Source organism: Actinophytocola sp. NPDC049390 (assembly GCF_044466355.1).
GTDB lineage: Bacteria > Actinomycetota > Actinomycetes > Mycobacteriales > Pseudonocardiaceae > Actinophytocola.
The window spans coordinates 713,234-732,045 of the sequence record NZ_JBITMQ010000001.1 but is presented as its reverse complement, the minus strand read 5'-3'; the positions used below and the strand labels follow the sequence as shown (position 1 = coordinate 732,045).

Annotated in this window: 12 protein-coding genes; 6 read left to right on the top strand and 6 right to left on the bottom strand. The window is 71.5% G+C overall.

Annotated elements, in window-relative coordinates; all coding sequences use genetic code 11:
• Nucleotides 1–25: 25 nt before the first annotated feature.
• Genes ACIBVP_RS03295 through ACIBVP_RS03285 form a run of 3 tightly spaced genes read left to right on the top strand, consistent with a single transcriptional unit; the run spans nucleotide 26 to nucleotide 7,348 of the window.
• Nucleotides 26–2,791, top strand: coding sequence for an RICIN domain-containing protein (locus ACIBVP_RS03295; protein WP_396104321.1), 2,766 nt, complete (start codon nucleotides 26–28; stop codon nucleotides 2,789–2,791).
• Complete coding sequence (locus ACIBVP_RS03290; RefSeq protein WP_396104320.1) at nucleotides 2,788–4,584, top strand: glycoside hydrolase family 76 protein; 1,797 nt, start codon at nucleotides 2,788–2,790, stop codon at nucleotides 4,582–4,584. The genes ACIBVP_RS03295 and ACIBVP_RS03290 overlap by 4 nt, the downstream gene beginning before the upstream one ends.
• Before the next feature lie 28 nt (nucleotides 4,585–4,612).
• Nucleotides 4,613–7,348 (top strand): AbfB domain-containing protein, encoded by a 2,736-nt coding sequence (locus ACIBVP_RS03285; protein WP_396104319.1) that lies wholly within the window; start codon nucleotides 4,613–4,615, stop codon nucleotides 7,346–7,348.
• Nucleotides 7,349–7,372: 24 nt separating this feature from the next.
• Here the strand turns inward: ACIBVP_RS03285 and ACIBVP_RS03280 are convergent, their stop codons facing one another.
• The 3 genes from ACIBVP_RS03280 to ACIBVP_RS03270 all read right to left on the bottom strand — a co-directional run bounded on the left by ACIBVP_RS03280 (nucleotide 7,373) and on the right by ACIBVP_RS03270 (nucleotide 13,228).
• Nucleotides 7,373–8,860: an alkaline phosphatase D family protein gene (locus ACIBVP_RS03280; RefSeq protein ID WP_396104318.1), complete on the bottom strand. Its 1,488-nt coding sequence runs from the start codon at nucleotides 8,858–8,860 to the stop codon at nucleotides 7,373–7,375.
• Nucleotides 8,861–8,996: 136 nt separating this feature from the next.
• Complete coding sequence (locus tag ACIBVP_RS03275) at nucleotides 8,997–10,172, bottom strand: DUF5685 family protein (protein ID WP_396104317.1); 1,176 nt, start codon at nucleotides 10,170–10,172, stop codon at nucleotides 8,997–8,999.
• Nucleotides 10,173–10,291: 119 nt separating this feature from the next.
• A complete protein-coding gene (locus tag ACIBVP_RS03270) occupies nucleotides 10,292–13,228 on the bottom strand; it encodes a BTAD domain-containing putative transcriptional regulator (RefSeq protein ID WP_396104316.1) in 2,937 nt (978 codons plus the stop codon).
• Between the two features lie 67 nt (nucleotides 13,229–13,295).
• Here ACIBVP_RS03270 and ACIBVP_RS03265 point away from each other — a divergent pair, with 67 nt between their 5' ends.
• The gene (locus tag ACIBVP_RS03265) at nucleotides 13,296–14,162 is read left to right on the top strand and encodes an alpha/beta fold hydrolase (RefSeq protein WP_396104315.1); all 867 of its coding nucleotides are present in this window, start codon (nucleotides 13,296–13,298) and stop codon (nucleotides 14,160–14,162) included.
• A 9-nt stretch (nucleotides 14,163–14,171) separates the two neighbouring features.
• Here ACIBVP_RS03265 and ACIBVP_RS03260 read toward each other — a convergent pair whose 3' ends face one another.
• A complete protein-coding gene (locus ACIBVP_RS03260; protein ID WP_396104314.1) occupies nucleotides 14,172–14,390 on the bottom strand; it encodes an EF-hand domain-containing protein in 219 nt (72 codons plus the stop codon).
• Nucleotides 14,391–14,485: 95 nt separating this feature from the next.
• On the opposite strand from ACIBVP_RS03260, the gene ACIBVP_RS03255 reads away from it, so the two are divergent.
• Together ACIBVP_RS03255 and ACIBVP_RS03250 are read left to right on the top strand one after the other, a co-directional pair.
• Nucleotides 14,486–15,574, top strand: a complete 1,089-nt coding sequence (locus ACIBVP_RS03255) for a VanZ family protein (protein WP_396104313.1) — start codon at nucleotides 14,486–14,488, stop codon at nucleotides 15,572–15,574.
• 143 nt (nucleotides 15,575–15,717) lie between these two features.
• Nucleotides 15,718–16,800 carry an endo-1,4-beta-xylanase gene (locus tag ACIBVP_RS03250; protein WP_396104312.1) on the top strand — a complete coding sequence of 361 codons (1,083 nt, stop codon included), beginning with the start codon at nucleotides 15,718–15,720 and terminating at the stop codon, nucleotides 16,798–16,800.
• A 544-nt stretch (nucleotides 16,801–17,344) separates the two neighbouring features.
• Here ACIBVP_RS03250 and ACIBVP_RS03245 read toward each other — a convergent pair.
• The gene (locus ACIBVP_RS03245) at nucleotides 17,345–18,331 is read right to left on the bottom strand and encodes an aldo/keto reductase (protein ID WP_396104311.1); all 987 of its coding nucleotides are present in this window, start codon (nucleotides 18,329–18,331) and stop codon (nucleotides 17,345–17,347) included.
• 14 nt (nucleotides 18,332–18,345) lie between these two features.
• Entirely contained in the window at nucleotides 18,346–18,780 is a 435-nt protein-coding gene (locus ACIBVP_RS03240; RefSeq protein ID WP_396104310.1) for a hypothetical protein, read from the bottom strand.
• Between the last annotated feature and the right edge of the window lie 32 nt (nucleotides 18,781–18,812).

The window sequence follows — 18,812 nt, the reverse complement described above, 5'->3', positions numbered from 1 at the left end:
TCCCCCTGCACCCTGGAGCTCCACCATGCGAGTACAACGACGTACCGTGCTGATCGGCGGCGCTCTCGCCATCGGCGCGTCCCTGCTACCCCGTACCGCGGCCGCCGCCTCCGCACCGCGACGGCCCGCTTTCCTGCGGCTCCCACCCGGCGCGGTCCGCCCACGAGGCTGGCTCGCCACCCAGCTCGACCGCCAGCTCACCGGCCTCTGCGGTCGTTACCAGGAGGTCTCCGGCTTCCTCCGGTTCGACACCTCCGGCTGGGTCCACCCCGACCGAGACGGCTGGGAGGAACTCCCCTACTGGCTGCGCGGCTACGGCGACCTCGGCTACGTCACCGGCGACGCCCGTGTCCTCGCCGACACCGAACGGTGGGTCGAGGCCGTCCTCGCGACCGCCACCTCCGACGGCTTCTTCGGGCCCGCCCGCCTGCGGAACAGCCTCAACGGGCACGCCGACCTGTGGCCGCACATGCCGATGCTGCACGCGCTGCGGTCGTGGGCCGAGTACCACGGCGACACCCGGATCGACGGTCTCCTCACCCGGTTCTTCCAGTTCACGGCCAGGCAACCGGACGGGGTGTTCATCGACGGCTGGGGCAACACCCGCTGGGGCGACACGATCGACGTGATCATGTGGCTGTACGACCGGACCGGCGACACCTCCCTTCTGGATCTCGTGCACCGCATCCACCGGCTGTCCGCGAACTGGACCGGCGGCATCGCCAGCCTGCACAACGTCAACATCGCACAGGGCTTCCGCGAACCGGCCCAGTACTGGCAGCTCTCCGGCGACACCGCGCACCACGACGCCGCCTACCGCAACTACGACACCGTCCTCCGCACGTACGGCCAGTTCCCCGGCGGCGGGTTCGCCGGGGACGAGAACGCCCGGCCCGGGTTCGGTGACCCCCGTCAGGGCTTCGAGACCTGCGGGATCGTCGAGTTCATGGCGAGCCACGAACTGCTGGTCCGGCTCACCGGCGACCCGGTGTGGGCGGACCGCACCGAGGACCTCGCGTTCAACTCCCTCCCCGCGAGCCTCGACCCGCTCGGCCGCGTCACCCACTACGTCACGAGCGCGAACGTGATCCGGCTCGACAACATCGCGAAGACGCGGCGGCAGTTCCAGAACGGCTTCGCGATGCAGGCCTACAAGCCCGCCGTGCACGACTACCGCTGCTGTCCGCACAACTACGGCCAGGGCTGGCCCTACTTCGTCGAGGAGATGTGGCTCGCCACCCCCGACGGCGGGCTAGCGGCCGCGCTCTATGGCCCGTCGACGGTCACCACGACCGTCGCGGGCGCATGCGTCACGATCACCGAGGACACGAGCTACCCGTTCTCCGACACCATCACCTTCCGCCTCTCTCTCGACCGAACGGCCGCGTTCCCGCTCACGTTGCGCATCCCGGCGTGGTGCGCAAGCCCGCGGCTCACCGTGAACGGCACCGCGGTCACCACCACCCGCGGCTTCACCACGGTCGACCGGACGTGGCAGAACGGGGACACCGTCGTGCTCACGCTGCCGATGACCGTCCGCACCCGCCCGTGGCCGGGCGGGGCGGTGTCGGTGGACCGCGGCCCGCTGACGTACTCGCTGCGGTTCGACGAGCAGTGGCGCCGGTACGGGGGCACCGACGCGTGGCCCGAACTCGAGGTCAGCTCCCCCACGGCCTGGAACTACGGCCTGACCGCCGACCCGGCCCCGGCCGTGACCACCGGCGGGAACGTCGCCGACCCGTTCACCGTCGACAACGCACCGGTGCGGATCACCGTGTCCGCGCAGCGGATCCCGGACTGGATCGCCGACCCCGAGAACGTGATCGGCACGCTCCAGGGCAGTCCGGTCGCCACCACGGCCACGGTCGAACGGGTCACGCTGATCCCGATGGGCGCCGCACGGCTGCGGATCACCTCCTTCCCGCGCACCGGCGGCACGCGCACGTGGGGCACGCCGGGCCCGGCGTGCCGCATCCAGAACAAGAACAGCGGCAAGGTGCTCGCCATCGACGGCATGTCCACGGCCGACTCCGCGCACGTCGTCCAGTTCGCCGACACCGGCACCGCCGACCACCTCTGGCGGCTGGTCGACCTCGGCAACGGCCGGGTCAAGGTCGCCAGCGTGCATTCCGGCAAGGTGCTCGGTGTCGACGGCATGTCGACCGCGAACTCGGCGCACGTCGTCCAGTTCGGCGACACCGGCACGACCGACCACGTGTGGGGCCTGATCGACAACGGCGACGGCTGGTTCCGGCTCCGCAACCACCACTCGGGCAAGGTGCTCGGCGTCGACCTCATGTCCACGGCCGACTCCGCGCACGTCGTGCAGTACGACGACAACGGCACCGCCGACCACCTGTGGCGGATCATCCCGGACGCCGACGTGCGGATCCAGAACCTCAACTCCACCAAGGTTCTCGCGGTCGACGGCATGTCCACCGCGGACTCCGCACGGGTCGTGCAGTTCGCCGACACCGGCACGGCCGATCACCTGTGGCGGTTCCTGCCCGACGTCGACGGCTGGTTCCGCATCCGCAACGCGCACTCGGGCAAGGTGCTCGCGGTGGACCGCATGTCCACGGCCGACTCGGCCCTCGTCGTGCAGTTCAGCGACAACGGGACCCGCGACCACCTGTGGCGGTTGCGTGCCGACTTCGACGGGCTGTGGCGCATCCAGAACGCCAACTCCGGGAAGGTGCTCGGGGTCGACGTGATGTCCTACGCGGACTCCGCGCAGGTGGTCCAGTACGCCGACAACGGCACCGCAGACCACGTGTGGCGGCTGCTGTGAGAGCGCTCCTGATGGCCATGGTGCTCATGGCCGGTGTGCTCGTGACCGATGTGGTCGTGGCGCCGCCCGCGCGGGCCGCCACCGTCGTGTGCTTTCTCGCGTGCGACACGCTCGACCCGTCACGGGCCGGGCAGGAGACGTTCCCCGTGCCGGAGCGGAACATCAACGGGCGCAGGCTGGTGCTGCATGTGTCCGATGTGGACGGTATGGTCTGGGGAAGCATCGACAACGGCCTCACTGGGGACTCGGTGTGGCTCGACCGTTCCTGGGACGGCGGGCGCACGTGGGAAGGATTGCTCGGTAAGGCAACGATACCCGCGACGTGGACCGGCACCCGCACGCTTATGTACAACATCAGCGACCCGCGCAACCACCGGCGCGGGGTGATCCGTGCGTGCGGTGATGCGAACGCGGTCACGTGCACCGAATGGGTGTACCCGACCGTGTGCGACGTCCACTGCGACCGCACGGATGCGAGCCAGGCCACCGGTGACGTCCAGCCTGTGCCACCCACATCGTTGTCCGGCCGGGTGATTCGCCTTCACGTGGACCAGAACGCGATGGCGTGGGCCAGCATCGAGGCGGGCGCACCGGGTGACGAGATCTGGCTGGACCGGTCGTGGAACGCGGGTGCCACCTGGCCGGACGGGTCGTCGCTCGGCCGCACGTCGGTGACCGGAAACGCCGCCAGGACAACGATGTTCGCCACGCGCGACCCGCGGGCAGGGCTGTACGGCGGCGCGGTCCGCGCGTGCGGGCGCGCGGTGACCGGGCAGAACGGGAGCTGTACGGCATGGGCGCGGCCCGCGCCGACCCGTGCGGGAGCGGCCGCCGACGCGCTCATGTACTCCTACGACCCGTACCACGGCTGGTGGCCGAGCAGTTGGTGGAACTCGGCGGCCACGTTGACCGCGCTGATCGACCAGGGCGGGTACGACTGGGTCATCGCGCGGACGTTCGACCAGAACAAGGGCACGTTCGCGGCCGGGGAACGCAGCACGGACGCGATCGAGGGCGACTTCGTCAGCCGCGCCATCGACGACAGCGCGTGGTGGGGGCTCGCGTGGATCGCCGCGTACGACCGCACGCGCGAGTCCCGCTACCTCACCATGGCCACCAGGATCGCCGGCTATGTCCACCAGTACTGGGACACCGGAACGTGCGGTGGTGGCGTCTGGTGGGACCGGGAACGCACCTACAAGAACGCGGTCACCGCGGGCCTGTACCTGAAGCTGGCGGCGTCCGTCCACAACCGCACGCCCGGGGACACGGTGTGGCTGCAGCGCACGCGCACGGCCGCGAACTGGTACCTCGGCAGCGGGATGATCAACGCGGCCGGGCTGGTCAACGACGGGCTCACCCGCGACTGCCGCAACAACGGGCAGACCGTGTGGACCTACAACCAGGGTCTCGCGATCGGCGGCATGGTCGAGGCGTGGCGTGCCACCGGCGACACGACGTTCCTGGACGCGGCGCGCCGGCTCGCGGACGCGGGCATCGGCGGGCTGACCCGCGACGGTGTGCTCACCGAGTCGTGCGACATCGGCACGGCCGCCTGTGACGACAACCAGAAACAGTTCAAGGGCGTGTTCTCGCGGTACCTCGCCGATCTCGCCCGGGTGACCGGCACGGCCGCCTACACCGACTTCGCCCGCGCGCAGGCCGACTCGATCTGGTCGCGGGACCGGGACGCGTTGAACCGCCTCGGTCAGCGGTGGGCAGGCGGCAGCCCCAACCAGCTCGACTGGCGTACCCAGGCGAGCGCACTCGGTGCGCTGACCGCCGCGCCGTGAGAGACGAGCCAACCCAGTAGGAGCAGCCATGAGATTGAGACATGTGCTCAGTGCGGCAACGAGTTTCCTGATCGCCGCCGCCACGGTCGTCGCGGTCGCCCCCGCGGCGGGCGCGGCCGTGTGGGTTCCCAAGACACCGCCCCTGTCCACACCGTGGACCAGTCAGGTCTCCCCGACCAACGCACTGCCGGAGTACCCGCGACCACAGCTGGTGCGGTCGGAGTGGCAGAACCTGAACGGCGTCTGGGAGTTCGCGGGCGCCTCGTCCATCAACACCCCGCCGGTAGGGCAGACGCTGCCGGAAGGCGTGCTCGTGCCGTACCCGGTCGAGTCGGCGCTGTCAGGCATCCAGCGGCACGAGGACAACATGTTCTACCGCCGCGCGTTCACCGTGCCGTCCACCTGGAACGGCCGCCGCGTGAAGCTGAACTTCGGCGCGGTCACCTGGGAGACGCGGGTCTGGGTGAACGGCACCCACGTCGGCACGCACACCGGCGGCTACGACGCGTTCTCCTTCGACATCACCAATGCGCTGCGGGCGGGCGACAACGAGATCATCGTCGGCGTGCACTCCCCGATCGACGGCCAGCGGTACCCGATCGGCAAGCAGCGCCGCAACCCCGGCGGCATCTGGTACACGGCCGCGTCCGGCATCTGGCAGACGGTGTGGCTGGAACCCGTGGCCGCCAACCACATCACACGCCTGGACACCACACCGGACGTCCCGGCGGGCGTGCTCGACCTGGTCGTGCAGGGCTCGGCGGGCCAGCAGGTGCGGGCCGAGGTGCTGACCGGCGGCACGGTGGTCGGGTCCGCGACCGGCACGGTCGGCGCGCACCTGCGGGTCCCCGTGCCGAACGCACGGCTGTGGTCGCCGAGCGACCCGTTCCTGTACGACCTGCGCGTGACCATGGGCACGGACGTGGTGACCGGTTACTTCGGCATGCGCTCGCTGGGCAAGGCCGTGGTGGGCGGCGTCATGCGGCCGCTGCTGAACGGCAAGTTCGTGTTCCAGCTGGGCACGCTCGACCAGGGCTACTGGCCGGACGGCATCTACACGGCACCGACCGACGAGGCGCTGCGGTTCGACCTGGAACGGCAGAAGGCGCTCGGGTTCAACATGGTCCGCAAGCACATCAAGGTGGAGCCGGCGCGATGGTTCTACTGGGCGGACCGGCTCGGCCTCATGGTGTGGCAGGACATGCCGTCGCTGGACGCGGTCGACGACACCAACGCCACGGCGCACGCCAACTTCGAGTCGGAGCTGACCAGGATGGTCAACCAGCTCAAGGGCATCACGTCGATCGTGCAGTGGGTGCCGTTCAACGAGGGCTGGGGCGAGTACGACAACGCGCGGATCGTCGACCTCGTGCGATCGCTCGACTCGACGCGCCTGATCAACCACAACTCGGGGTCGAACTGCTGCGTGTCGGATCCCATGGCGCCCAACGGGGACGTGATCGACGACCACGCGTACCAGATGTCGGGCGGCACCAGGACCCCGGACGCGACGCGGATCGCGGTGCTCGGCGAGTACGGCGGGCTCGGCCGACGGGTCGTCGGTCACGAGTGGCAGCCGGGCGCCGGGTTCGCCTACGGGGACCTGTTCCCCGACGAGGCGTCCCTGACGAACCGGTACGTGACGATCACGTCCGAGGTCGCGCGGTTCGTGCAGACGCGCGGGTTGTCCGGGTCGGTGTACACGGAGCCGTACGACCTGGAGAACGAGGTCAACGGGTTCTACACGTACGACCGGCGGGTGCTGAAGATGACCGCGTCGCGGGTGCTGGCGGTGAACCAGCGCGTGCTGGCCGCGGCGGCCGGTACGTCGGTGAACCAGGGCGAGCTGACGTCACTGCGGGTGACGACGCCGGGGTACACGAACCGGTACCTGCGCCACCAGGACAGCCTGGCCCGCACGGACACCGACAACGGCACCGACGTGCTGAAGCAGGACGCGACGTACTGGGTGCGGCCGGGGCTCGCGAGCGCGTCGTGCGTGTCGTTCGAGTCGCGGAACTTCCCCGGCCGGTACCTGCGGCACGCGTCGTCCCGCATGCGCGTCGACGCGTCCGACGGCTCGGCGGGCTTCGCCGGTGACGCGACGTTCTGCCCGCGGTCGGGCTGGGGCGCCGCGGCGCTCGAGTCATACAACAACCCGGGCGCGTTCGTGCGGCACTACAACGAGGCGGTGTACCTCGCGCGGTCCGGCGGCCCGAACCCGTGGGACACGGCGACGTCGTTCGCGCAGGACACGACGTGGGCGGCGACCATCCCGCTGTGGCGCAGCGGCGCCGACCTGCCCCGCGACCAGGCCCGGTCGTTCCGGGTGACGACACCGGGCTTCACCGACCGCTACCTGCGCCACCGCGACGGCCTGGCCAGGACGGATGTCGTGACGTCGACGAGCGGGGCGCTGCTCAAGGCGGACGCCACGTTCGTGGTGCGCAGGGGTCTCGCGGACCCGTCGTGCTACTCGCTGGAGTCCCGCAACTTCCCCGGCTCGTACCTGCGGCACCAGTCGTACCGCGTGCGGTTGTCGGCGAACGCGAACACGGACCTGTTCCGCCGTGACGCGACGTTCTGCGCGCAGCCCGGCAACGGCGGCGTGCGGTTGGCGTCACTGAACGAGCTGGGCACGCACGTGCGGCACTACGCCGAGGAGGTGTGGGTGTCGTCGAACGGCGGTGCGCACACCTACGACAACCCGACGTCCTACGACGCGGACGTGACGTGGGCGGTCAGCGCGGCCTGGACTCCCTAGGCCGGTTGACGACGCGAGGGCGGGTCAGACCTCACGCACCGAGCCGACCCGCGCGCCCGCGTCGATCTTCCACGCCGCCCTGCCCGACACGGTTCCGCCGGGCAGGGCGGTCTCGTTGCCGACGAAGTACCGCGTGGTCCACGCCGACGGGGACGCCGTGCAGACCATGTACCCGTTGAGGTGGTTGTAGGCCCTGCGGATCTCCGCGTTCGCGCTGTACTCCGAGCTGGTCTGGCTCGTCATCGGCGCGTTGACGAACTCCGTGGCCACGAGCGCGCTGCTGTGGTCGGTGAACCGGCGGACGTGGGTGACGATCCCGCAGTGGATGTCGCCGGACAGGACGACCGGGTTGAACCGCACCGGGGTGTCCTGCTTGCGGTTGGCCAGGATCGCGGTGACGTCCCGGCGTACGCCCTCGTAGCTGTTCCAGCCGCTGCCCGGGCCGTACCACATCGGGGTGGGGCTCGCGATCGTCGTCCACGTGGTGGTGGTGTTCCTCAGCCACCCCAGCAGTGCGTTCTGCTGGGTGCCGCCGAGCAGGCTCGGGCCGCGGTACTGGCGGACGTCGGTGAGAAACATGTCGAGCACCGAACCCCACCTGATCCGCCGGTACAGCGTCAGGTGGTTCTGCGTGTCGGGCTGCACCGGCCCGGGCCGGCCACCGCGGAGCGGCATGTGTTCCCACAGCGCCTCGAGCGCCCGGTTGAACCGGCCGTACTGCGCCGACGTCAGGTCCCCGCCGCGGATGTCGTTCCAGAACTCGTGGTCGTCCGGCATGACGTACACCGGGAACCTGCGGTGGATCTCACGCAGGCTGGCGCGCGTCTTGTACTGGCCGTACCGGGTGCGGTAGTCGTCGAGGGAGGTGATCTCCCTCGGCGGCACGTGTGCGGCGCGACCGAACTCGTAGATGTAGTCGCCGAGGAACACGACGAAGTCGATGTCGTCGCGGTCGGCGAGGTGCCGCGCCCCGTTGAAGTACATCTCGCCGTCGCCGCCCGCGATGTTCTGGCAGTTGACGACGGCGAAGCGCACCGCGCGGGTGTCCGAGGCGGCGTTGGCCGTCCTGGTCCGCCCCACCGCGCTCACGTGCCTGGTGCCGTCCGGGTCGGTGGTGAAGAACCGGTAGTAGTAGTGCCTGCCCGCCGCCAGGCCGGTCACGTCGACGTGCACCGCGAACCCCCGGCTCGCGACGGCGGTGACCTGTCCGTGTGCCACCGACGTGCCGTCCGCGCCCAGCCCCGTTTCGGTCGTGGCCAACCGCCACCGCACCACGGCCTCGGTCCGCCCGCGCATCCCGAAGTCGCTGCCCGGGTCGAGTGGCGCGGGCGCGAGGCGGGTCCACAGCACGACCGCACCCGGCGTGGCGTCGCCGGACGCGACGCCCAGCTTGAACGGGTCCGACGCGGCCGCGTCGGCCACGCCGGTGGCCAGTCCGCCGAGCGCGACCGCACCGGCCGCGCCGAGGAACGTGCGCCGTGCGATCGGGTGGGGCTCGTTGTGCTCGTTCATGCACGACTCCTGGGGCGCGGGCCGATCCGTACGGCGGGCACGTTACGACAAATTCCCAAGAACCGGCGCCGGTTCGTCAGTAATTCACCCAGGTGGCGCTACGCGGTAACCGCCGACGGTCCCGTCCGCACGGCACTCAGCAGTCGCACCCACAGTCGCAGTCGCAGCAGCCGTCCTCGCCGCAGCACGAACAGCAGTCGCAGCAGGACCCGTCGCAACAGTCGCAGTTCCGGCACCAGCCCTCCTTGGGCTCGCCGGTCCACGGGTCGTGGAACTCGGCGGCACAGCAGTACTGGCACGAGCAGCACATCAGGGCCGCCATGCCGCACCCGGCGAGCGTGCCGCGGCGCCTGCCCCACCTGGGCGGCTCGCCCTGCGGTGGTGGTGGCTGCCAGCCCGGAGGCGGCGGCTGGTGCCAGCCGGGTGGCGGCGGGCCCTGCGGCCGGGGACCGTGCGCGTGCGGGTCACCGAAGCGGTGCCGCACCGCGTGGTCGAGTTCGTGCACCAGCAGCGCGTGCACCAGCGCGCGGTCGGTGAACGTCACGTCCTTCAGCGCCAGCCGGACGCCGGTGACCGCGTCCACGCACAGCCGCCGCACCTCGTCGAGCGACGCGCCGGTCGCGTGGATCGGGTTCCACGCACCGCGCCGCTCGTCCTCGTCCAGGTCCTCGACGGCGTCCAGCAGGTGCGCGACCCGGCCGAACAACCGGCCCGCTTCCCGTAGCGGGCCGCCGTTCTCCGGCCTGCCCGCGAGGACCGCGGTGTGCGCGAACGCCTCGGCGGTCGCGGTCTCGGTGGGTTCGGTCGCCAGCAGCACCGAGTTGCCCGGCGCGACCGAGGACTCCACCTCGGACTGCCGGAGCACCGAATCCAGCAGCACGGCTGTGTCGAACCCGACGCTGCCACCGGTCGTGGTGCCCTGACGGGCCCACCTCGTCGCCACCCGGCGCGCGACCCCGGCCACCGGCCGCCTGCCGAACGCGCCGTCGCCGTCCTCGACGTGGTCGCGTACCTTCGCCGACGCCAGCACGAGTGACACGGCGGCGGCCAGCCGCGGTGCGTCACCCTGCGCGACGGTCGCGGCACGCATGCCCCGCAACGGGCACGGGCCCGCCGTACGCCGCCCGCCGGTGTGCACGGACTGCGCCTCGACCAAGGCCGAGAGCACCAAGCCGTCGTAGTTGGTCACTGTCCGGGCGAACTGCCCGTGGTCGTCCCGGAGGGCGAGACACAGTCCACACAGGTGCGCCATCCACGACTCCCGCAACCTGGGCGACAGCCGGTGTCTGCACGGCCGGATGATCCCGAACAAACGCGTTCCCCTTCACCTGGACGGACGGTGATCAAGCGGCAGGCTAGCCGACCGTCGACGCCTGGTGAGGCGGAACGAGGAAGTCCGGGGTGGACGGTGATCCGCGCACGTCCGCCGGCTCAGCCGGTGTGTCCCCGCCGGAGCCAGTGCGCCGCGCCCGCGCGGGTGGCCACCTCGGCCGCCTTCGCGCGGTGCGCCGCCGCGTCATGCCCCAGCGCGGTGGCCAGTTCGGCCAGGTAGTGCGCGACGGGACGCAGTGTGACCAGCCCGCTGCCCGCACCGGCCAGCTCGTTCTCGGCGGGCAGGAGGTCCTCGTACAGGCGCGTCATCGCGGCGCGGTCGTCGCGGTCGATGGCGACGAGCGCGTGCAGGCAGCTGCGGACCTCGAACAGCAGGTCGCGTGGTGCGGGCGGGACGGGGGCCGTGCCGGGCGCCACCAGCGGGCGGCACCACGGTTCGTGCGCACCGAAGTCCGTGTCGATCGGCGGCAGGCCACGGTGGAGGCGGTCGCACAGCAGGGCGAGGCCGAGGATGCCGTTGTCCACACCGGACATGCCGGTGCCGTGCAGTCGCTGGGCGGCCGCCCGGTACGCGGTCGCCGCGGGTGCGCCGGTGATCGACGCGCGCAGTGCGCGGTACCAGTCGGTGAACACGCCGACCAGGGGAATCTCGTGCTCCGCGGCCAGGTTGTCCGCCGCCTCGGCGTGCCGGTCCGCTGTCGGCAGGTCCGCGAGCGCCGCGCCCGTCTGCACGAGGATCAGGTGGCCGAGCACCTCGAACGGCACGAGGTCGCGCATCGCCGCCAGTTCCGCGCCGATCCCGGCCCGTGCCGGCGCCAGCCCGGCACGGTCGAACGACTGCAGGAAGCGGGCGTTGAGCGCGAACGCCAGCGCCGCCGGATCGGCCAGTCCCCGCGCGATCTCCTCCGCCTCCCGTGCCACCGCGCGTGCCCGTTCGTCGCCGGTGTTGCGCAGCTCGACGGCGATCGTCGCCAGCAGGCGGCTCCGCAGCGCGGGCGGCGGTCCGTCGTCGAGCGCGTGCTCGGCCGCGGTCGCGATCCGGCGCGCCAGCACGGGGTCGTCGGGGTCGGTCCAGAGCGCGGGCACGTCGAACGCCACGAGCGCGGGCGCCGAGCTCAGCAGTTCGGCCCGGAGCGCGCGGGCTCCGGCGAGGTCGCCGGTGACGGCCAGCGTCCGGGCGAGCCCCGCGGTGACGTGGTCGTCGGGTGCACCGTGGTCCCGCGCGACCCGCCACCACCGCACGGCCTGGTGCGGGGCGAACCGCCGCTCCGCGTCCGCCGCGGCGGCACGCGCGTACCGGGCGGCGGCGGATCCGTTGCCGGCCAACAGGAAGTGGTGTGCGAGCGCCGCGACCTCGGCCGACCGCATCTGTTCGAGCGCGGCGGCGGTCTCGGCGTGCCAGCGGGCGCGTCGGGTACGGGAGATGTCCTCGTACAGCGTGTCCCGCACGAGGACGTGGGCGAACCGGAACCGGCCCGGTGCCCGTTCCGTGAGGAATCCGCGTCGCGTGGCGGTTTCGAGTGCGTCGAGCGCGTCCCCGGGCAGCAGGTCCTCCGCGACGTCCATGCCCTGCACCGAGGCCCGGCGCAGCACGTCCTGGACGGGTGCCGGCAGCGTCGCGACGCGGTGCCGCACCACGTCCCGCACCCCGGCGGGCACGTCCGACAGGTCGCCGGTGTCGAGCAGCCGGGCCAGCTCGCGGACGAAGAACGGGTTGCCGCCACTGCGCCGGTGGATGAGCGCGGCGGTGTCCGCGTCGATGTCGCGGCCGGTGGTGGCGCGGACGAGGTCGGGGATGGCGGGGCGCGGCAAGCCGGTGAGGTAGACGCGTTCCGGTTCGGCGCGGGCCACGCGGCCGAGGAAGTCCCGCAGCGGGGGTGGCACGTCGGTCGTCCGGTAGGTGCCGACGATGAGCACGCGCTGCGGCGGCGGTGCCAGCACCAGCGACGCCAGCAGCGCCAGCGTTTCCTCGCCTGCCCAGTGGAGGTCGTCGAGGACCACGAGCAGCGGCGCGTGCTCGCCGAGGTACGCGGCGACCGCGCGGTGCCCGCGGGCCGCGACGGGGTCGGGTTCTGGTGCGGTGCCGGGAAGGGCATCGAGGATCGTGGTCCACGGCCAGGCGGCGGGCAGCCCCTCGTCGTCGGGGTTGGCGCCCCAGGCGGTGGTCCACCCACGGGCCGCCAGGTGCGCGGCGAACGTCTCGGCGAGTGCGGTCTTGCCCGCGCCCGCCTCGCCCGCGACCAGGGCGAGCCGGGCACGGGTGGCCGCGAGCCGGGCCAGTTCCCCGGTGCGCCCGACGAGCGTGACCGGGGTGGGCTCGTCGGTCGGCACCTGCGCGAGGATGTCGGCCTCCAGCTCGCGGAGCGCGGGGCCGGGGTCGACACCCATCTCGTCGGCGAGGATCCGGCGGGCCCGGCGCAGCGTGTCGAGCGCGTCGCCCTGCCTGCCGGTGCGGTAGCGGGCGAGAGCGAGCAGCCGCCAGCCCTCCTCACGCCACGGGTGCCCGTCGACGTGCGCCTCCAGGTCCGGCACCGTCTCGGCCGCGCGACCGAGGTCCAGCAGCGCGGCCGCGTGGCGTTCGACGGCGAGGAGCCACAGCTCGTCGAGGCGTGCGATCTCGCCGCGTGCCCACGGCTCGCCGGCGAACTCCGCGTAGGCCGGGCCGCGCCACAGCGCGAGCGCCTCCTCGATCTGTTCGGGTGTGCCCGCCACGGCGTCCTCGAACCGCCACGCGTCCACGGCGTCGGGGCGCAGTGCGTACCCGGGGCCGGACGTGACCAGCAGCCGCGCGGGTGCCCTCGGCGGCCGGTCCGGCTCGAGCGCCTTGCGGAGCGCGGCGACGAACGTCTGCACCGCGCCGGCCGCGCCATCGGGCGGGTCCTCCCACAGGTCGGCGACGAGCGTGTCCATCGGCACGACGCGACCGCGGGCGACGAGCAGCCGTGCGAGCACGGCGCGGTGCCGCGGTCCTTTCAGGTCGACCGGGCCCCGCTGGTCTTCGGCCGTGAGCGGCCCGAGCACCCGGAACGTGATCACCGGTCGAAGCCTAACCCGCTCAGTGCGTGCTGACCGGATGCTGATTCGCCGCTCGCATGCTCGCGGCATGCAGATCCCAGGATTCGACTACCAGCGTGTGCCCGCGACCGACGACGTGTCACTCAACGTCGCCGTCGGCGGCTCCGGCGACCCGATCGTGTTGCTGCACGGGTTCCCGCAGACCCATCTCATGTGGCGGCACGTGGCCGCCGACCTCGCCGGTGACCACACGGTCATCTGCCCCGACCTGCGTGGCTACGGCGACAGCGACAAGCCCGCCGACACCGGCCGCACCTACGCCAAGCGGACGATGGCGGCGGACGTCGTCGCCGTGGCCCGCGCGCTCGGGTTCTCCCGGTTCGCGCTGGCCGGGCACGACCGGGGCGCGCTCGTCGCCATCCGGGCCGGGCTCGACCACCCGGAGGCGGTCACCCGGCTCGCGTCGCTCGACGTGCTGCCGACGCTCGACATGTGGGACGTGCTGCGGGGCGTGACGGCGTCGGTTGCGTTCCACCTGTACCTGATGGCGCAGCCGCCCGGGCTGCCCGAGACGATGATCGCCGCGGCGCCGGACGCGTTCTTCGGCCACTTCCTCGACCTGTGGACACGGGATCCGGCCGCCATCCCGCCGGACGTCCGCGCCGAGTACCTCCGTGCGAGCCGGGAGGCGGTGCCGTCGATCGTGGCGGACTACCGTGCGTCGGCCACCGTGGACATCGCCGACGACGAGGAGTCGCGGGCGGACGGCGCGACGTTGCGGATACCGGTGACGGTGCTGCAGCAGGACTGGGGCGCGGCGCTCGGCTACGACGCGACCGCGTTGTGGCGGCCGTGGGCGCCCGACCTCGCACACGTGACGGTGACGTGCGGGCACTTCATGGCCGAGGAGGCCCCGACGGAGGTGATCAAGCACCTCCGGTCGATGCTCGCGTGACCACTGTGGTCAGTTGCCGGCCCGGTTCCACGCGGTCGTGAACTCCGCCAGGGAGATCTGGCCATCCGCGTCCGAGTCGGCGTCGGTGAAGATCTCGGCGATCTCCTCGTCGGTGATCTCCTCGCCGCGGGCCGTGATCGCGGCACGGAACTCGGCGCTCGTGATCTGGCCGTCCCCGTCGCCGTCGAACTCGGTGAAGGTGTCGGTCAGTTCGGCGTCGGTCGCCATGGATGGCCTCCTGCATCGGTCGGGGCGCCAGAATAGTGCACACGATCAGGTGACAGAGCCGCCGTCGGCCGTCGACGCGGGTTAGCTTGCACCGCGTGTCCTCCCGGGTGATCCCTGCTGTGCTCGCCGTCTTCCTCGGCGTCCTGCTCGCGCTGGTGCTGCTGGTGCCGTTCGTGTTCCGCAGCTACCGCAAGCGGGGTGAGGTGGGGCTCGGGCCCGGCATCCTCGCGTTCGCGTTCCTCGTCTACGGACTGGCGCTCGTCGCCTACACGCTCGCGCCCGTGCCGCAGATCGACGACGCCTGGTGCGCCGACCACACCACGTTCACCCATCCGCAGCTGAACCCGCTGCGGTTCCTCTCCGACATCGCGAAGGACCGCGTCGCGCCGGGCTGGCGCGGCGTGGTCACCAACCCCGCCGTGCAGCAGGTCGTGTTCAACGTCGCCCTGTTCGTGCCGCTCGGCGCCTTCCTCCGGCACCGGCGGGTGCCCGTGCCCGGTGTGGTCGGCGCCGGGTTCTGCGTGTCGCTGCTGATCGAGTTCACCCAGCTGACCGGGAACTGGTTCCTCTTCCCGTGCCCCTACCGGCTGTTCGATGTGGACGACCTGCTCGCCAACACGCTCGGGGCGGCCGCCGGGCTGCTGTTCGCGCCGCTGCTGCGGAAGATGTACGGGCGCACGGTCCTCCCGCCAGAGGCACCTCGGCCCGTCACCACCGGGCGGCGCTGGCTCGGCATGCTCGTCGACGTCGTCGCGGTGACCCTTCTCGGTGGGGTGCTGGCCGTCGTCGCCGACCTCGTCGCCGGGGTCGACAGCCACCTGATCAACCCGTGGGTGCCCGCCGTGCTGCTGCTCGTCCTGCCCTCGCTCGGGGCGGGCGGCGCCACGCTCGGGCAACGTGCGGTGCGGCTCAAGCGCGTGCGTGCCGACGGCGGGCCGCCCGGGGTCCTCGTGCTGCCGGCGCTCGCCGGTGGCACGTTCGGCTACTTCGTCCTGTCCGGACTCGGCGACGACGCGAGTTCGTGGGCCGGGTTGATGTTGCTCGTGTGCGGGATCCTCGCCTGGCGGCCCCGTTCGCACCGCGGGTTGTCGGGGCTCGTGTCCGGCCTGTACGTGGTGGACGCGCGTGCGCCCGTCACCGAGGAGCCACCGACTCCCGCGCCACCCAGTGCACGTCGATCGTGAACGCACCGAAAGTTTCGGTGACCCTGCAACAAGAATCCACTGTCTGCTTGACGGAAACCCAGTAGCGCCTTAACGTTTCTCCGCGCGATACCGGCAATTTGTCGAAAGTTTCGGACTCGCCATCGTCGTCGAGGAGCGTCGCCATGAAGGTGTCCCGTGTCGCCGCGGCAGGTCTCCTCGCCGCTGCATCGCTCTACTCCATGCTCCCGGCCGCCGGCTCACCCGCTCCGGCGGCCGGGTCCTCCTCCCCCGACCGGCCACTGCGTGAGCTCGCGGGCAGGCAGCTGATGATCGGCACCGCCGTCGACCACGCCGCGTACACCGCCGACGCGACGTACCGCGACCGGATCCGCACCGAGTTCAACTCGATCACGGCCGAGAACGTGATGAAGTGGGAGGTCGTCGAGCCGGAACGCGGCAAGCTGGACTTCAGCGCCGCCGACGAGCTGATGGCCGCCGCGAAGCGCAACGGCCAGCAGGTGCGCGGGCACACCCTCGTGTGGCACAACCAGCTGCCGGCGTGGCTCACGCAGGGCGTCGAGTCGGGCGAGATCGACGCGACCGAGCTGCGGTCGATCCTGCGCGGGCACATCATCGACGAGGTCAGCCACTTCCGGGGCCGGATCTACCAGTGGGACGTGGCGAACGAGGTCGTCGACGACAACGGTCAGCTGCGCGACTCGATCTGGTTGCGTGAGCTGGGCCCCGGCTACATCGCCGACGCGTTCCGGTGGGCCCACCAGGCCGACCCGCGCGCGAAGCTGTTCCTCAACGACTACAACGTCGAGGGCATCAGCGCGAAGAGCGACGCATACCACGCGCTCGCGAAAGACCTGCTGCGGCAACGGGTTCCGGTGCACGGGTTCGGCGCGCAGGGCCACTACGGCGTGCAGTACGGCTTCCACAGCGCGTCCGAGGTGGCCGCGAACCTCGGCCGGTTCGAACAACTCGGCCTGGAAACCGCGATCACCGAGGTCGACGTCCGCATGATCATGCCGACGGACAACGTGAAACTGCAGGCACAGGCGCAGGGCTACAGCGTGCTGCTGCAGGGCTGCCTGCTCGCCCGCCGCTGCAACTCCTTCACCGTGTGGGGCTTCACCGACAAGTACTCGTGGGTCCCCGGCTGGTTCGAGGGCGAAGGCGCCGCGAACCTCCTGGACGAGAACTTCGCCCCCAAACCCGCCTACAGAGAACTACAGGCAGTACTAACCCTGTCCCACTAACCCCGCGAGTCACGCGCAAAAACACCGCGAGTCGCGCTCCCACCCATAGCGAGTTGTCGGTTTCGTGCATGTGGCCCCTCGCCCAGGCCTGCACGAAACCGACAACTCGGTATGTCTGAGCACGCGACTCGCGAAGTTCTGCGCACGCGAGTCACGCGCCCACACATGGCGAGTTGTCGGATTCGTGCATGAGGCTCCTCGGCCAGTACCTGCACGAAACCGACAACTCGATATGCCTGCGAGCGCGACTCGCGGTGTCTGAGCACGCGACTCGCGAAGTTCAGCGCACGCGAGTCACGCGCCCACCCATGACGAGTTGCCGGATTCATGCATCAGGCCTCCGCCCAGGTCTGCACGAAACCGACAACTCGATGTGCCTGCGAGCGCGACTCGCGGTGTCTGAGCACGCGACTCGCGAAGTTCTGCGCACGCGAGTCACGCGCCCACCCATGGCGAGTTGTCGGATTCCTGCATCAGGCCTCCGCCCGGGTCTGCACGAAACCGACAACTCGGTGTGTTTGGGGGCGCGACTCGCGTTGGGGGTTTACCAGCGGTTGTGGGCGTGTTTGTGGATTTGGGTGTTGTAGATGCGTTCGATGGATTCCAGTGTGTCCGGGGTCAGTGGGGCGAGCTGTGCGGCGGCCGCGTTGGCGTTGGCCTGTTCCGCGTTGCGGGCGCCCGGGATGACGACGCTGACGCCGGGCTGGTCGATCACCCACCGCAGTGCGAGCGCGGCGGTGCTCACTCCGAGGTCCGCGGCGATCTCGGCCAGCTCAGCGGCGGCGCGCACACCCACCTCGAACGGCACACCGGAGAAGGTTTCTCCGACGTCGAACGCCTCGCCGTGGCGGTTGTAGGTCCGGTGGTCGTCGGCGGCGAACGTGGTGTGCTCGTCGTACTTGCCGGACAGCAGGCCGCTCGCGAGGGGGACGCGCGCGATGATGCCGACGCCCGCCTCCTCGGCCGCGGGCAGCACCCGCTCGAGTGGCTTGCGGCGGAACGCGTTCAGGATGATCTGCACGCTCGCCACGTTCGGGCGCGCGATCGCGGTGAGCGCCTCGTCGCAGGTCTCGACCGACACGCCGTACGCCGCCAGGTTGCCCTCCTCGACCAGGGCGTCGAGTGCGTCGAACACCTCGTCGGCGGAGAAGACGGGCGTGGGCGGGCAGTGGAGCTGCACCAGGTCGAGCCGGTCGGTACGCAGGTTGGCGCGGCTGCGGTCGGTCCAGGCCCGCAGGTTCTCCGGGGTGAACGCCGCGGGCACGTGCGGGTCGGCGCGACGGCCGCACTTGGTCGCCACCGTGACGTCGGCGTCACGGTCGGCGAGGAACGCCGCGATGAGCCGCTCGCTGCGCCCGTCGCCGTACACGTCGGCGGTGTCGAGGAACGTGACACCCGCGTCGACGGCCGCGTGCAGCACCGCCATCGCGTCGGCGTCGTCGACCCGGCCCCAGTCGGCCCCCAACTGCCAACATCCCAGCCCGACGACGGACACCTGACGGCCGGTGCGGCCCAACACCCGATCTTCCACGAGCGCAACAGTAGTCACGCGAACCAGGGCCTGCTCTCCGGCAGGCACATGCTGACGGTCGCGACCACGGCGACACCGGCGGCCGCCACGACGGGCCACCCCATCGGCCCGACCACCAGCACCGCGTACGCGACGGCCGACAGCGCGACCAGGACCAGCGCGACCCGCGCCCACGCCCTGCCCGCCCGCAACGCGGCGGCGAAGAGCGCCGCGAGCAGTCCGACGAGGACGCCGCCGCCGATGACCACGAGCAGGGAAAGGTCGGCCACCTGGTCAACTCTGTCCGCGCTCGCGGCGGCGTCGTTGCTCCGCGCCTGACGGACGAAGTCGGCGTGCAGTTCCGCGCGCTTGCCGAGGGCGGTGGCCGAGGTGGCGACCGAGAACCCGGCGGCGAGCAGCCACAGCCAGAACGCGGCGGTGACCGCACCCGGCCGTGGCAGGCTCCGCATCGCGGAAATCGGCGGCGCGCTCGTGCGTGCGG

What these genes read in the sequence shown, in the direction of transcription:
- ACIBVP_RS03295 (WP_396104321.1), top strand. Translation starts at nt 26, where the DNA reads ATGCGAGTACAACGACGTACCGTGCTGATCGGCGGCGCTCTCGCCATC.
- ACIBVP_RS03285 (WP_396104319.1), top strand. Translation starts at nt 4,613, where the DNA reads ATGAGATTGAGACATGTGCTCAGTGCGGCAACGAGTTTCCTGATCGCC.
- ACIBVP_RS03280 (WP_396104318.1), bottom strand. Translation starts at nt 8,860, where the DNA reads ATGAACGAGCACAACGAGCCCCACCCGATCGCACGGCGCACGTTCCTC.
- ACIBVP_RS03265 (WP_396104315.1), top strand. Translation starts at nt 13,296, where the DNA reads ATGCAGATCCCAGGATTCGACTACCAGCGTGTGCCCGCGACCGACGAC.
- ACIBVP_RS03260 (WP_396104314.1), bottom strand. Translation starts at nt 14,390, where the DNA reads ATGGCGACCGACGCCGAACTGACCGACACCTTCACCGAGTTCGACGGC.
- ACIBVP_RS03250 (WP_396104312.1), top strand. Translation starts at nt 15,718, where the DNA reads ATGAAGGTGTCCCGTGTCGCCGCGGCAGGTCTCCTCGCCGCTGCATCG.
- ACIBVP_RS03240 (WP_396104310.1), bottom strand. Translation starts at nt 18,780, where the DNA reads ATGCGGAGCCTGCCACGGCCGGGTGCGGTCACCGCCGCGTTCTGGCTG.